A 14,698-nucleotide genomic window follows, 5' to 3' on the forward strand; every position below is an offset into this window, starting at 1 on the left:
CGTCGCAGGCAGGACGCGGCAGCGGATCAGCTCTGCTCGAAGCCCTCTCGGTAGGTCAACTCACGGATCAAGTGCTCTTCCTCGGTGTCGTACGCCCGCTTCAGCGCCGCGAACTCGTCGCCCAGCTCATCGATCGTTCGGCCAGGATGTTGATCGGGGAGTGACGTCACGCGGGTCAGGTAGTCTTCCTTCAACGCGTCGAAGCGTTCAGCGTAGGTCTCACGCAGGTACTGGACCCAGAAGTCCCGCTGGGCCGCGTAACGCATGAAAGGTTCGCCCTGCTCCCCCAACTGAACGCGCGCCAACGCCGCATCCAGTTCACCGGGGCGGATACAGGCGTGCACCTGATACAGCATGTTGCTCGGAGGCAACGGCAAATCCAGCTCGGACGCCCAGCGCAGGCGATAAGCCAGACGCACCTCTGCCTCGTCCCGCCCTTCCGCCTGCTCACGGGCTGTAGCGTCCAGCTCGTCGAGCCGGTACAGGCGTCGGGTAAGGCGATAGAGCGATGCCCCCCGCGTCCCCTGCGCTGCGTCGCCCACTGACTGCTCGATGAACATCTGGATTTCAATCTGGTTGAACACCAGCCAGGCGCCGTCATGGCAGGTCTGGAAGCCAGTGTCGTCGTGGAGCAGCGCCTCTTCGGCGATGCCATTGAAGAGCAGACGACTCTCCAGACGCTGATCGGCCACCTCGAGCACACGCCATACTCGCTCGGCAAACGCATTGCGCGTTTGCAGGTTGCGATAGGGAGCCGACTGCGTGAGTCGGCCAACGAGTGCCATCAGGTTCGGCGCATCCGCCCGCTGATCGAGCCGCTGCCAAAGCGTCTGATGCGCGGCATTTTCGTCCGGGGTGCCCAGCAACCACTGCTCCGCGTCGGGTAGCTCTTCCGGCGGCACAGCGGACGGACTATTCAGGGCACCGGATGAATCGGAGCCGGACGCGTAATCGTCCGAGTCCGAGTCCGACCATCGTCGCTCCGGCGGCAGCATCAGGATCTCGTCCGGCCAGTCCATCACAAAGGCGTAGGCGCCATGGTAACGCTCCGCAAGATGTGCCCTGCGCAGCGTTTCGTAGGTCAGCGGGTTGCCGCGCACGGCGATCTCCGTCTGTGTGTGGTCACTGCGTGGGTTCTCCAGAATATGATCCGGTAGTTCGGTCAACCGATTGCGGTCCAGTGTCAGCGCTTCCAGTGGCATCAGGTGTTCGATCCATTCCGGCCACGCTTCCAGCCCGGTATCATCCAGCGCCAACCAGCGCAGCCGGTGCCGAAAGCCGGAAGCGTCCGAGATTTCGCCCAGCGTGTTGCCGCCCAGATCCAGCGACTCCAGGTGCGGCAACCCTCCCAAAAAGGTGATCGCCTGCTGATCGATAAGCCGTCCCTGATCTCTCAAGCTCAAGGCCCTAAGGCGAGGCATGTGTCGCAGTACCGAGGGCAGCTCGGGCAATGGTTCGGTACGCCCCGTCATTTCCAGATTCTGCAATTGCGTGAACCGCGCCAGAAATGGGTTCAACTCGGAAGCGCCAGCACTGACTCGAACAAGTTGCACGTTGCGCACACCCATGTAGAAAAAGTCGGGTAACGAAGGAGGAAACTGCGCCAGTGAAATGCCTTCCAGCGTAAGGACCGCATGGGTCTGCCCTTCGCTGTAGGCGCGCCAGAAGTCCATTACGTGCTGCCGCGTGACACTTCGTGCCGCGACGGTGCTTTCAGTCAGGGGCTGCGTCGAAGTCGAGGCGTGTTCCCAACTGTCCAGCGCTTCCAGCAACTGTTGCCTCTCGCGCCTGAGCAGCGTCACCTGAGCGCTTAAGTGATGCGGAATATCGACCTGAAAGCGCAGGCGATTGGTCGGGCTCTCTTCCAGTCGAATGCGAGTCAGCATCACCCGAGACAGCGGATTACCCTGCAAGTGAATCTCGACCGACTCAACAGCCGATGCCTGCTGGGACACCAGACTATTCGGAATCTCCGTCAGGCGGTTGTTGCGCAATGAGAGCTCGCGAAGCGTCGACGACGTCAGGTCTCCCAGCCAAGCAGGCCAGTGATCGAGTCCCAGGTTGTCCAACCGCAACGTGCGCACCTGCAGTTCGAGCATATTCGAGGGCGGCGTGATGCTGATGTGATTACCGCTCAGGTCCAGTAATTCCAAATGCTGGAGTCGGGTCAACGACTCGACTTCCATGAAACTGATCCAAAGATCCTGATTGACCAGGCGCAAGCTCCGCAACCCTGGAAAAGACTGAACGATCAGGTGCGGCATTTGGAACACCAGCGGTTCACGGCCTACGGTATTGGTCCGGCTCACCTCCAGTGCCTGGACGCCGGGAAACCGGCCGAAGAAAGCCTCCAATGCCAGACGCTGATCCACGCTGGCGAAAACCGGTCGAGGTCCTGAGGCGGCGGGCCGGCTGACGTTGATATCCACCAGTTCCAGCCGACGGACCTGGTGCTGGAAGAAGTCAGGCAGCGACGGGGGAAAATCGCTGAGCACAATGTGTTGTAACCGCAGTACGGGCGGTTGACCGGCCGTCTCCGGCAAAGACGCCGCTGCCCAGTGACTCCAGATCGCGCGCTGGATTTCCGCGCGACTGGTGAGCTCGCGTTCGAGGCCAGGGTCGCCGTCGTCCCAGAGCCGCAGTGCGCTCTCCAGGACATTGCGCTCCTCCAGCATCTGGCTGAGCCGTTGATGAATCTGCACGCGACTGAGTCCGGCACCTTCCAGAGTCTGCAAGATGTGTTCTGCCGAGGTGTCGGCATCCAGATTGAGCGAACGCACGAGGTCCAGAAGGGTGTCTCGCCCGATCATGTCAGCCATGGCGCCCTGGCCACTCAATGCATAACCCAGGCGCCCATCGGCCAGCCGCATGGGGGAAACACGACCGGGTTGCGCGGGCTGCATCTTCATGACTTCACGCAACCTGTGCCGAGGCAGCAACGGTCCGAGTTGAATCGCCCGTTTCAGGCGAGGGCCGTCCCACGTGCCGGGGAAGCCCAGCGCGGTTCGCTGCGCATCAGGCAAGGCATGCAGGATCGAAGCGTAGATGTCGTCTCGGCCATGCAGAGAGTGACCTTGCTCGTCGAACGTCTCAAACCCGTCATCAGTGCGCACCAGCACCTTGCGCAGCGCCGAATCAGCAGGCCCCACGGCGTCGACCAAAGGCCCACTGAAGCTACGCGTCCGCACCTCCAAGCGTAACGCGGGCGACCAGCCCTCCAGCGTTGCGACGGTATGCAGAATGAGGGTATCGGTATCAGGGTTACGAACCGACTCGAGATACAGCCCTTCATAAGCGCGCGCCAGCCTGATCTGCTGCTGATAGACACGCACTTCCTGCGCCAGACGGACCGGGACATGACCGTGCGCCAACACCTCAAGCTCCGAGGCTGTGGCAGCACGGATCAGTTCGTCGACCACTCCCCCCGGCAATTGGGGGTAGCGATGTGTGATCGAGCCTGCTCTCGGGTCTCGGCTCTGCGACTTTTCCCGGTATCGCGACTCGAAGAGGGCTGCGCGTCGCGAGGCGGATTCACCGTGCTCGGCAGCCTGCCGAAGCTCCTGATCCAGACGGAAGCGGCAGATCGTGTCGTCCAGGAGGGCTGCTGGCCGCTCACTTTCGGCCAAGGCTCTGCGCAGCGCGGTTTCCGAGGTACCGCTGACTTGCAGGATGCGTCGAGCGTCCAGCGCTGAGAAGTCATCGACACGATGCCCCAGCCGCCTGAACAACTCCACGCCTTGCCATTCCAGCGGCCGGTCCGCCGGATGCAGCCACGCGCCTGCGCCGTTGCTCTTCAAAGGCGGTTGCCAAGCCTCTGCCTTCGTAGGGTGCAGGACGCGATACTGCCCGCTCGAAGGGTCTACCCGAACCGCATACACCTTGTCATCGACGCTGACCCAGGTCTTGTTTTGATAGTGATAGATGCCGGATTCGTCAGGTTGCAAACCTCTCGGCAGTACGGTGTCATGAGCGAAAGGCGCGAGGTCCGGCTTCCACAGCCGGCTTTTGCCATCCGGCGCCTCGACCACGTCCAACTCTTCGATGAAGGACGGCGTTTCTACCGACAGCGTTTCCATGGCCGGGGTTGCGCCTTCCTGAGCGAGCCCCAGCGACGCCATCAGCGCGAGGTTTTCGAGCACATCCGAGATGTAACCCCAACCTTGCACCCATTCGCCCCGCGTCCAACTATCGACACCTTCGAACACCTCGACGGCCAATTGAGCAGCCGTCACCGCCATCATCGCCGCACCAACGGCAGGCACGACGAAACCTACCGCATTGAGAATCTGCAGGGCCGCACTTTCGAAATAGTGCACGCGCTGGGCAAAGGTCTTTTGATCTTCCTCTGCGGTTGGCACCGCGTGAAACAGCGCATCGTCCTTCAACATGAAGGTTTTCTGTTGGACGAGCGCCGTTAACACACCTGTCGTGATGACGGATTCTCGAAGATGAAGCGTTGCCGTGGCGTCGGGTTGCTGGTCGTACCAGCCCATTTCGCGGTTCCAGACGGTCGGCCAGAGACGCTGGCTCAGCAGGCCATGCAGCCGCACCCAGTGACGTGCCGGAACATAGCGCCGGAAGAACTCCAAGTAGCCTTTCTTCAGCATTCTGTCGCGAAGCGCGTGGCAGAAGGCGATGGTTGATGGGTATTCCTTGATCGGGCTGACAGGATCGTCCGGCAGGTAAACGACCACGGGTTGTACCTCTTCGGCGTGGTCACGCGCCGGACCGATCACCACGATGCCGGTCAATTCGACGTCCCAAAGTTTCAGAAAACTCCACGTCATCGGCTGCGTACCGAGTTCGACGGTTTTGCGGTTTTCCGCGACGCTCAGCAAGGCACGATAAAGTGGGATCCCGAGGTCGCCTTTGAGGTGTGCGAGGTGAACCTGAATACGGAATGCGGTCTGTTCGACACGCTTCAACAGCCCACGTCGATTGAAAGCAGCGGCATCCGGCGCATCACCAGGCTTGGACGGCGGGCTGAGAAAGACACTGATTTTTTTCTGATACTTCCCGCCCAGATCCAGCTCCCGGCAAAGGCCGGCGAACTCATGAGGCAAAATCGGCAGAGCGGACTGCTCAACCGACGATCCGGCAATCGCGCGTTGCTCGTACAGGTAGGCCTTGTGCCGTGCATCCAGATCGAGCCCACCAGGCTCGGTTTCCCACAATTCGAAATTCTGCAAGGCAGCGTGCAATAACGTCTGGGTGGCGGCCTTCTGGGCATTTTGCAGCTGAACGAATGGGTCCGCCGAGGCGCCCGCAAATGAATCGTCCACCTGCACGCGCCGTGCGTGAAACAAGTAACTGTCACGCACATCAAGCGTTACGCCGAAACGCTCTTTTATTGCGGATGCCAGCAGGGGCTCGGCAAATGCTTCAAGACTCGGGAGTTCACCGAGCGCGCCAGAAAGTTGCGCCTCATTGAAAAGATGAAGTCGATAGTCTTGCTGTAACGCGGTGGCAACTTCGGGTCGGCTTCGTTGCAACCGCTGGAACCAGGACTGCCCCTGCAAACCGCCCTCCCGTAGCGCCGAATGTACAGCGGATGGGGCGCGGACCAACCACTGCGGCAACTTTCCTTGCACGAGTGCAAGGTGCGAACTTGCGGGGATACCCGGTGCAAAGGGCCCCGAGAAGTTTGTATTGGAAGACATGAATAACGCCTTAAGAGCCAAATGGAGCTCCCGAGCTTATTCAGAACGCACGTTGAAAAAAGACTAAATACCCAATAGTAAAACTGCTGATTAGATATAAATTTGAAATGAATAAAATAGATAAATGTTACCCGCGCACCTTAGTACTGCCATACGCGAAGCCTCGGAGAGCGTGCATCACTTTGGTGTTTTCACGCCGAAAATGCACGGATAGCGTGCAAGGCTGATAGCGCTCATTTTCGGACTTCAGAGCACGACTCGAGCGAGCATCCACCGAACTCAGGTAACCGCCATGTGCAAAGCCAAGCAAAATCAGTGCATTAGCGAACAATAGCGTTTTTTTCGAAGGTGCTTTTGAAAAGTGGCACGCGCCCTGCATTAGGCTAAGCATCCACCAGTTTTGGGGACCTTGGTACAGGCAGGCCGGGGATTCCCCTCTTTTATTCCTCTCGGAGACTGACCTCCAGTCTCCAGCGACCGTTCTGAGCTGCACCGTGCCAATCGCCGCGCAGTGGACGGGTCGCCAGTAGAGTCAGCAGTAATCCCTTGTCGCTTTTCTGAACCCTCCAGCGCACGTCTCGCCCATTGAGCTTGAACGTTCCCCGCTGGGCGGCCCCCTGCGCGTTGAATAGCAAAGCCACGGTGCCCTCGATCATTTCGCCGTGCAGTTGCGGCTCGCGGTTGAACCAGACCGCCACCCCGGCGGGCAGGACTTCGATGGTCTGCAGCTCTAAGGGGTCCGGCGTCGTCAATCGACCAATCATCAGCCCCACCATCACCCCAAATATCGCGATGGAACCCAAAAACCGCCGCCATAGCTTCGGCCTGGGGTCTTCTTCGGGGGTAGAATGCATCCCGTCCTTATGTTCGGAGCCGTGCATGTTTCACGTGATCCTTTTTCAACCAGAAATTCCGCCGAATACCGGCAACATCATCAGACTCTGCGCCAACAGTGGCTGCCATCTGCACCTGATCGAGCCCCTGGGCTTTGAACTGGATGACAAACGCCTGCGCCGCGCAGGGCTCGATTACCACGAATACGCCACACTGCACCGCCATGCCGACCTGGCCAGTTGCCTGGAGAGCATCGGCCATCCGCGCATGTTCGCTTTTACCACAAAGGGTTCGCGCCCCTTCCATGATGTGGCCTTCCAGGAGGGTGACGCCTTTCTGTTCGGCCCGGAAAGCCGAGGCCTTCCCCCCGATGTGCTTGACCCCCTGTCGAGCGAGCAGCGTCTGCGCCTGCCCATGCGCGAGGGCTCGCGCAGCCTGAACCTGTCCAACACCGTTGCCGTGGCCGTCTACGAAGGCTGGCGGCAATTGGGGTTTAAGTAACCCAGCAGTCAGAGTGGAGGTGCATGGCGTTGGATTGCTAGATGGATACCCTGCGGGCCGGTCGCGGGCAAGCGCGCTCCTACATTTGTTTAAACGTGCCGCATGCTGACAGACCCCGTTGTGAGCCTTTGAAGCAGACCGCGAGTCTCTCGCCAGGCAAAAAAGGCTAGCACCGCGGTCCATCAGGCCATGGCACGTTGCAGCAAATGTAGGAGCGCGCTTGCCCGCGACAGGCCCGCAGGGCATCAAAATAAGAATCTCAACCCCACCCGCACAAAAAAGCGCCCGTACAGGCGCTTTTCTCATTCAGCCAGACGACTTACTGAACGGTAGGGGTCTCGCCCGCTTCCTGCATGCGTTGCAGCTCTTGTGCGTACAGGGCGTCGAAATTCACCGGCGCCAGCATCAGTGCCGGGAACGAGCCGCGAACGACCAGATTGTCGATGGCTTCGCGTGCATACGGGAACAGCAGGTTCGGGCAGAAAGAGCCCAGGGTGTGGCTCATGGAAGCCGCATCCAGGCCTTTGATCAGGAAAATACCGGCTTGCTGGACTTCCGCGATGAAGGCGATTTCCTCACCGTTCTTCACTTCGACCGACAGGGTCAGCACGACCTCGTAGAAATCGCCTTCCAACTGCTTCTGGCGAGTGTTCAGATCCAGGCTGACGCTTGGGGTCCACTCCTGACGGAAGATCGCCGGGCTTTTCGGCGCTTCGAACGACAGGTCACGCACGTAGATGCGTTGCAGGGAGAATTGTGGGGCTTCTTCGTTGGAAGTGGCGCCGTTATTCGTTTGATCGGTCATTTCAGATCCTTTGTCTAGAGGTCTTGTACAGTTCGAATTCAGGCGCTCAACAATGCGTCGAGCTTGCCGGCGCGCTCCAGCGCGTAGAGATCGTCGCAGCCACCGACATGGACCGAACCGATCCAGATCTGCGGCACCGACGTGCGCCCGGCCTTTTGGGTCATTTCAGCGCGAAGCTGTGGCTTGCCGTCGACCCTGATCTCTTCGAAATCGACGTTCTTGCTGGCAAGCAGGTGTTTGGCACGTGAGCAGTACGGGCAATAATCGCTGGAGTAGACAACGACCTGGGCCATGTCACTTCACCAGCGGCAGATTGTCGGCCCGCCACGATGAAACGCCACCCGACAGCTTGGCCGCCTTGAAACCGGCCTTGAGCAGTTCACGGGCCACGTGCCCTGCGTGCTGACCAGCCGCATCGACGATGATCAGCGTCTTGGACTTGTACTTCTCAAGTTCCGAGGTGCGGGTCATCACTTTGTCCTGCGGGAAATTCAGGGCCCCGACGATATGGCCGGTGGCGTACTCTTTCTTGGCGCGAACGTCGATGACCACCGCTTCGTCGCGGTTGACCAGCGCAGTCAGCTCGCCGGTGCTCAGACTTTTGCCGCCCTTGTTCAGTTCTGTCGCGATCAACAGCGCCAGCAGGATGACAAAGGCGCCAGAGATCAAATAGTGGTTCGTGGCAAAAGCAATCAGGTGTTCAACCATCATCGGGTTCCAGGGCGTTAAAATGTCGGCCAGTATACACAGGCCCCAAGGTCGGCCAAAGCCCGTACGGCGGTCACAGTGACGCCGTTTGAACTTCACCTTAAGATGTCGATCTTTTTTCTACTTCACCCTATTAGCCAAGAGTGGGATTCATGACTACCACGCCTAAACCTCTGGTTCTGATCATCCTGGACGGCTTCGGTCACAGCGACAGCCACGACGGCAACGCAGTCTACGAAGCGACCGCCAGCAAGAAGACGCCGACCTTCGATCGCCTGTACAAGACCATGCCCAACGGCCTGATCTCCGGCTCCGGGATGGATGTCGGCCTGCCAGACGGCCAGATGGGCAACTCCGAAGTCGGGCACATGAACCTGGGTGCCGGCCGCGTGGTGTATCAGGATTTCACCCGTGTGACCAAAGCGATCCGCGACGGCGAGTTCTTCGAGAACCCGGTCATCTGCACGGCGGTGGACAAGGCGGTCGGCGCGGGCAAGGCCGTGCACATCATGGGCCTGTTGTCCGATGGCGGGGTCCACAGTCATGAAGATCACCTGGTGGCGATGGTGGAACTGGCAGCCAAGCGTGGCGCCGAGAAGATTTACCTGCACGCGTTCCTCGATGGCCGTGACACTCCCCCACGCAGCGCGCACAAATACCTCGACACCATGGAAGCGGCCTACGGTCGCTTGGGCAAAGGTCGTACCGCGACGATCATTGGCCGTTATTTCGCCATGGACCGCGACAACCGTTGGGACCGCGTCGAGTCGGCCTACAACCTGATCGTCGACAGCACTGCGCAATTCCAGGCGGCAACGCCAAAAGCGGGGCTGGACGCGGCCTACGAGCGTGGCGAGAACGACGAATTCGTCAAAGCCACCCGCATTGGCGAGCCGGTGAAGGTCGAAGATGGCGACGCAGTGGTCTTCATGAACTTCCGCGCCGACCGGGCCCGTGAGCTGACGCGCGTGTTCGTCGAAGACGACTTCAAAGACTTCGCGCGCGCCCGTCAGCCGAAGCTGGCCGGCTACGTTATGCTGACCGAATACGCCGCATCCATCCCCGCCCCCGCCGCGTTCACCAAAGGCAGCCTGGACAACGTGCTGGGCGAATACCTGGCAAAAAACGGCAAGACGCAACTGCGCATCGCCGAAACCGAGAAGTACGCCCACGTGACGTTCTTCTTTTCAGGTGGCCGTGAAGAGCCGTTCGAGGGTGAAGACCGCATCCTGATCCCGTCACCAAAAGTGGCGACTTACGATCTGCAGCCGGAAATGAGCGCGCCGGAGGTCACCGACCGGATCGTCGACGCCATCGAAAATCAGCGTTACGACGTGATCATCGTCAACTATGCCAACGGCGACATGGTGGGCCACAGCGGAATCATGGAAGCCGCAGTCAAGGCCGTCGAGTGCCTGGACGTGTGCGTAGGCCGCATCACCGATGCCCTGGAGAAAGTCGGCGGGGAAGCATTGATCACGGCGGACCACGGCAACGTCGAGCAGATGACCGACGAACACACTCATCAACCTCACACTGCGCACACCTCCGAACCTGTGCCGTTCGTCTACGTCGGCAAGCGCGACCTGAAAGTCCGCGAAGGCGGTGTGCTGGCGGATGTGGCACCGACCATGCTGACCCTGCTGGGCCTGGAAATCCCGAAAGAGATGACCGGCACCTCGATTCTGGTCGCCAGATAAGTCGGGGCAAACCGGTCTGCTCGTCCTCGGCAGGCCGGTTTTTGTATGAAATGTCTGAAAGCAGCGCCCTGTGAGCGTTTTTTTTGCAGCCTGCGGCGGGCATACTAAGCCCGTCCTCACTCCCGGTATCGCCCAACTCCATGCTTCGCGTCCTGATCGCCCTCGCTTTGATGTGTCTGCTCAATCCGGCCTTCGCCGACGACGAGCGCGCACAGACCCAAAAACAGCTGGATGCCACGCGTCAGGACATTGCCGAACTGAAAAAGGCCTTGGGCCAGCTTCAGGAAGAGAAATCCGGCGTACAGAAAGACCTGCGCTCCACCGAAACCGAAATGGGCAAGCTGGAAAAGCAGGTGGAGGCCCTGCAAAAAGAACTAAAAAAGAGCGAAGCCGAGCTACAACGGCTCGATGATGAGAAAAAAAAACTCCAAAGCGCCCGCGTTGAACAGCAACGCCTGATCGCTATCCAGGCTCGCGCCGCCTACCAGAATGGCCGCCAGGAATACCTCAAACTGCTGCTCAATCAGCAAAACCCCGAAAAATTCGCCCGCACCCTGACCTACTACGACTACCTGAGCCAGGCGCGCCTGACGCAACTGCGCAACTTCAACGAAACCCTGCGGCAACTGGCTGAAGTCGAGAAAGACATCGACCTGCAACAGGCACAATTGCTGGTCCAGAAAAGCTCGCTGGAAGACCAAAAGGCTCAGCTCGACACGGTGCGCCAGGAGCGTCAGGTGGCGCTTGCCAAGCTGAATCAGGATTACAAGGCACGCGACCAGAAACTTCAGGCGCGCCAGCAGGATCAGGCAGACCTGACGAAAGTACTGAAAACCATCGAAGAAACCCTCGCGCGCCAGGCGCGGGAAGCGGAAGAGGCGCGTCAGAAAGCCCTGCTGGCCCAGCAGGAGGCCGAGAAGCGGCAGCGTGAACAGGAAGCGCTGGCGAAAAGCCGTGGCAAAGGCGACAGCGACGAGGCGCCCCGGCGCCCTGCAAAAGTGCCCGGTGCGCTGGTCTCCAGCGCAGGCCAGTCCTATGGCGGACCTTTTGAACAGGCAAAGGGAAAACTTCCTTGGCCTGTCGATGGTCGATTGTTGGCGCGTTTCGGTGAATCCCGTGGCGACGATGACCGAACCAAATGGGACGGCGTCATGATCAGCGCCTCGGCAGGCAGTCAGGTACACGCCGTGCACGGCGGTCGAGTGGTGTTCGCCGACTGGTTGCGCGGCGCGGGCCTTCTGGTCATTCTCGACCACGGAAACGGTTATCTGAGCTTATACGGCCACAACCAGAGTCTGTTGAAAGAAGCTGGGGACATTGTAAAAGCCGGGGAAGCGATCGCCACCGTCGGCAACAGCGGTGGCGGCCAGGACACTCCGGCACTGTATTTCGCTATTCGTCAGCAGGGTCGCCCTAGTGATCCGGCGCAATGGTGTCGCTCTCAAGGATAAGTCGACGCCTCACTCAGGAGTTCGTAAGACATGCTGTTTTCGTCCCGCCTCACCTCGCTGGCCTTGACTATCGCCGTGGTTATCGGTGCTCCTCAGGCATTCGCTGCCGGTGCCGCCCCGACAGCGACCCCTGCCGCCTCCGCGTCCGCCACTGCCGCTAACGCCAAGGCACCGCTGCCACTCGACGAGCTGCGCACCTTCGCCGAAGTGATGGACCGGATCAAAGCCGCCTACGTGGAACCGGTGGACGACAAGACCCTGCTGGAAAATGCCATCAAGGGCATGCTGAGCAACCTTGATCCGCATTCCGCCTACCTCGGGCCGGAGGACTTCCAGGAACTGCAGGAGAGTACCAGCGGCGAGTTCGGCGGGCTGGGCATCGAAGTGGGCGTAGAAGACGGTTTCATCAAAGTGGTTTCGCCCATCGATGACACGCCTGCGTCCAAAGCTGGCATCGAGGCAGGGGACCTGATCGTCAAGATCAACGGCGCACCGACTCAAGGCCAGACCATGCAGGAAGCGGTCGACAAGATGCGCGGCAAGATTGGCGAGAAGATTACCCTCACGCTGGTGCGCGACGGCGGCAACCCATTCGACGTGACCCTTGCCCGCGCCACCATTCAGGTCAAGAGCGTGAAAGCGCAGATGCTGGAGCCGGGTTATGGCTACATCCGCATCACGCAGTTCCAGGTCAAGACCGGCGAAGAAGTCGGCAAGGCATTGGCCAAGCTGCGCAAGGACAACGGCAAGAAGATGAACGGGTTGATCCTCGACCTGCGCAACAACCCGGGCGGCGTGCTGCAGGCAGCGGTGGAAGTGGCCGATCATTTCCTCACCAAAGGCCTGATCGTCTACACCAAGGGCCGCATCGCCAACTCGGAACTGCGCTTCTCCGCCGACCCGGCCGATGCCAGCGAAGGCGCGCCTCTGGTGGTGTTGATCAACGGTGGCAGCGCCTCCGCTTCGGAGATCGTCGCCGGTGCCTTGCAGGATCAGAAACGCGGCATCCTGATGGGCACCGATACGTTCGGCAAAGGCTCGGTGCAAACGGTTCTACCGCTGGCCAATGACCGCGCGCTGAAACTCACCACAGCGCTGTATTTCACGCCGAACGGCCGCTCGATCCAGGCTCAAGGCATCAACCCGGACATCGAGGTCAAACGCGCCAAGGTCACCACCGAAGCCGATGGCGAGAACTACAAAGAGGCCGACCTGCTCGGGCACCTGGGCAACGGCAACGGCGGTGCGGACCGTCCGACCACCAAAGCCAAAGCAGCCAAGGCGCGTCCACAGGACGACGACTACCAGTTGAACCAGGCCCTCAGCCTGCTCAAGGGCTTGAGCGTCACACGCGGCAATTGATATGCACGCTCGGTTGACCGGGCTCCTCGGAGCCCTCGTTCTTTTCACGTTCGCGATCACCGGTGCAGCCCACGCGGCCCGCGCCCACGCATCCGACGCCAGCGCCTCGAAAGTCGCCTACATCAGCCTGATCATCGACGACCTGGGGCAGAGCCCGCAGCGAGACAGCCGCGCGCTGGCCCTCCCCGGCCCGGTGACGCTGGCCATCATGCCGGACACGCCCCACGCCACCGACTTCGCCCGCCAGGCCCACAAGGCAGGCAAGACGGTCATGTTGCACATGCCCATGGACCCCGCGACCGGCCCTTATGCCTGGCGCCCGGACCTGCCGTTGACGGAGCTTGAGTCACGGCTCAACGCTGCGCTGTTGAAGGTGCCCTATGCGGCAGGTATCAATAACCATGAAGGCAGCCGCATGACAGCCGAACCGGTGGCGATGAGCTGGCTGGTCGGTGAGTTGCAACGCCGGCATCTGTTTTTCGTCGACAGCCGTACCAGCGCTAAAACCGTCGCTGCAGCAGAGGCGCAGAAGATCGGCCTGGCCAGCCTATCGAGGGATGTTTTCCTGGATGACGAGCGCACCGCCGAAGCGATCACCGGCCAGCTCCAGAGCGCAATCCGCCTGGCACACAAACAAGGCTCGGCAGTGATGATCGGCCATCCTTATCCCGTGACCCTGGACGTACTGGAACGGGAGCTGCCAAAGCTGAAAAGCCAGGGCATCGAATGGATCGAACTGCGTCACATGATCGGGTTGCGCGGTAATCAGGCCATGGATGGGCATGGGAAGAATGGGGTGTATCGGTGAGCTGAACGCCACCCCTTGTAGGCGCGCATTTGCCCGCGATTGCGGTGTGTCATTTTGGCGATGAAGTCGCTGCTCCAGTGCAATCGCGGGCAAGCGCGCTCCTACAAGAGGCGTCTTGGCTCAAAGGTATTTCGCGAGAATACTGTCGACCACCCCTTCCTTGCGCAGCTGATCCAGCGCCGTTTGTAGCTTCTGAACCACTTCATCGGGCGTGTCCCTGTTCAGCGCCAGAAACAGTTCGGCGCTGTTGAAGCGCAGCACCGTCTTGAGTCCGGTCACCCCTTCTTGCCGCGCCAGATAGCGCCCCGCAGGATCTCCCGTGGCCCAGAGATCGATCTGGCCATCGATGAGCTTTTTCGCATTGTCCTTGTCGCTGAGTACGGTGATCGGGTGCATGCCTTGCCGCCCCAGTTCTTCGGCGATCGCGTCGCCCTTGTAGGCCCCGATTCGGTACTGCCGGGCGTCTTCAAGGTTATTCAAACGGACTGGACTGTCCGCTTTCGCCAGCATGATCCAGTCATCGGGCCCGATCGGCCCAACCCACTTGAACAGCTTCTCGCGCTCGGGCAAACGTGCGGTGACGAATACACCATAACCCGGCTTTTCCAGCGCCAGTTTGTAGATGCGATCCCACGGGAAGCGCAGGGTCATGTTGTAACCGATCCCGGCACGCTTGAAGGTCTGGCGAACGATCTCGACGGCAATGCCCTGGATGTTGTTTTCCTGGGCGAAGTTCTTGCCATCGATGGCCATGTTGTAGGGCGGGAAATTCTCAGTGAGCAGCACCACTGAATAGTCTGTCCTTTTTCCTTCACCCGTACCGATAGCCGGTTCATCTGCATACGTCCCCTTACTCGGCATCAAAACGA

Annotated in this window: 10 protein-coding genes and 1 pseudogene; 5 read left to right on the forward strand and 6 right to left on the reverse strand. The window is 60.2% G+C overall.

Annotation, left to right across the window (positions count from 1 at the left end; translation table 11 throughout):
• Positions 1-26 precede the first annotated feature (26 nt).
• A complete protein-coding gene (locus tag N5D61_RS04950; protein ID WP_347881574.1) occupies positions 27-5,660 on the reverse strand; it encodes a DUF6543 domain-containing protein in 5,634 nt (1,877 codons plus the stop codon).
• 440 nt (positions 5,661-6,100) lie between these two features.
• The gene (locus tag N5D61_RS04955; RefSeq protein WP_279891176.1) at positions 6,101-6,541 is read right to left on the reverse strand and encodes a hypothetical protein; all 441 of its coding nucleotides are present in this window, start codon (positions 6,539-6,541) and stop codon (positions 6,101-6,103) included.
• Between N5D61_RS04955 and trmL the strand changes: the two genes are divergently transcribed.
• Positions 6,540-6,995 carry a tRNA (uridine(34)/cytosine(34)/5-carboxymethylaminomethyluridine(34)-2'-O)-methyltransferase TrmL gene (gene trmL / locus N5D61_RS04960; protein WP_279891178.1) on the forward strand — a complete coding sequence of 152 codons (456 nt, stop codon included), beginning with the start codon at positions 6,540-6,542 and terminating at the stop codon, positions 6,993-6,995. The two genes, N5D61_RS04955 and trmL, sit on opposite strands and share 2 nt — an antisense overlap.
• A gap of 319 nt (positions 6,996-7,314) precedes the next feature.
• Here trmL and secB read toward each other — a convergent pair whose 3' ends face one another.
• Genes secB through N5D61_RS04975 form a run of 3 tightly spaced genes read right to left on the reverse strand, consistent with a single transcriptional unit; the run spans position 7,315 to position 8,508 of the window.
• Positions 7,315-7,800: a protein-export chaperone SecB gene (gene secB / locus N5D61_RS04965; protein ID WP_108237526.1), complete on the reverse strand. Its 486-nt coding sequence runs from the start codon at positions 7,798-7,800 to the stop codon at positions 7,315-7,317.
• Between the two features lie 38 nt (positions 7,801-7,838).
• Positions 7,839-8,093 carry a glutaredoxin 3 gene (gene grxC, locus N5D61_RS04970; protein ID WP_279891181.1) on the reverse strand — a complete coding sequence of 85 codons (255 nt, stop codon included), beginning with the start codon at positions 8,091-8,093 and terminating at the stop codon, positions 7,839-7,841.
• A gap of 1 nt (position 8,094) precedes the next feature.
• A complete protein-coding gene (locus tag N5D61_RS04975; protein WP_108237528.1) occupies positions 8,095-8,508 on the reverse strand; it encodes a rhodanese-like domain-containing protein in 414 nt (137 codons plus the stop codon).
• 152 nt (positions 8,509-8,660) lie between these two features.
• On the opposite strand from N5D61_RS04975, the gene gpmI reads away from it, so the two are divergent.
• The 4 genes from gpmI to N5D61_RS04995 all read left to right on the forward strand — a co-directional run bounded on the left by gpmI (position 8,661) and on the right by N5D61_RS04995 (position 13,829).
• Positions 8,661-10,208, forward strand: coding sequence for a 2,3-bisphosphoglycerate-independent phosphoglycerate mutase (gpmI, locus tag N5D61_RS04980; protein WP_108237529.1), 1,548 nt, complete (start codon positions 8,661-8,663; stop codon positions 10,206-10,208).
• 140 nt (positions 10,209-10,348) lie between these two features.
• Positions 10,349-11,659 (forward strand): murein hydrolase activator EnvC, encoded by a 1,311-nt coding sequence (locus N5D61_RS04985; RefSeq protein ID WP_279891183.1) that lies wholly within the window; start codon positions 10,349-10,351, stop codon positions 11,657-11,659.
• 30 nt (positions 11,660-11,689) lie between these two features.
• Entirely contained in the window at positions 11,690-13,021 is a 1,332-nt protein-coding gene (locus N5D61_RS04990; RefSeq protein ID WP_279891184.1) for a S41 family peptidase, read from the forward strand.
• A 1-nt stretch (position 13,022) separates the two neighbouring features.
• The gene (locus tag N5D61_RS04995; protein WP_279891185.1) at positions 13,023-13,829 is read left to right on the forward strand and encodes a divergent polysaccharide deacetylase family protein; all 807 of its coding nucleotides are present in this window, start codon (positions 13,023-13,025) and stop codon (positions 13,827-13,829) included.
• A gap of 120 nt (positions 13,830-13,949) precedes the next feature.
• Here the strand turns inward: N5D61_RS04995 and N5D61_RS05000 are convergent.
• A pseudogene (locus N5D61_RS05000) lies at positions 13,950-14,627 on the reverse strand (ABC transporter substrate-binding protein); the annotation flags it as partial.
• Positions 14,628-14,698 lie beyond the last annotated feature (71 nt).

The sequence above is a fragment of the Pseudomonas sp. GD03842 genome (assembly GCF_029841165.1).
GTDB lineage: Bacteria > Pseudomonadota > Gammaproteobacteria > Pseudomonadales > Pseudomonadaceae > Aquipseudomonas.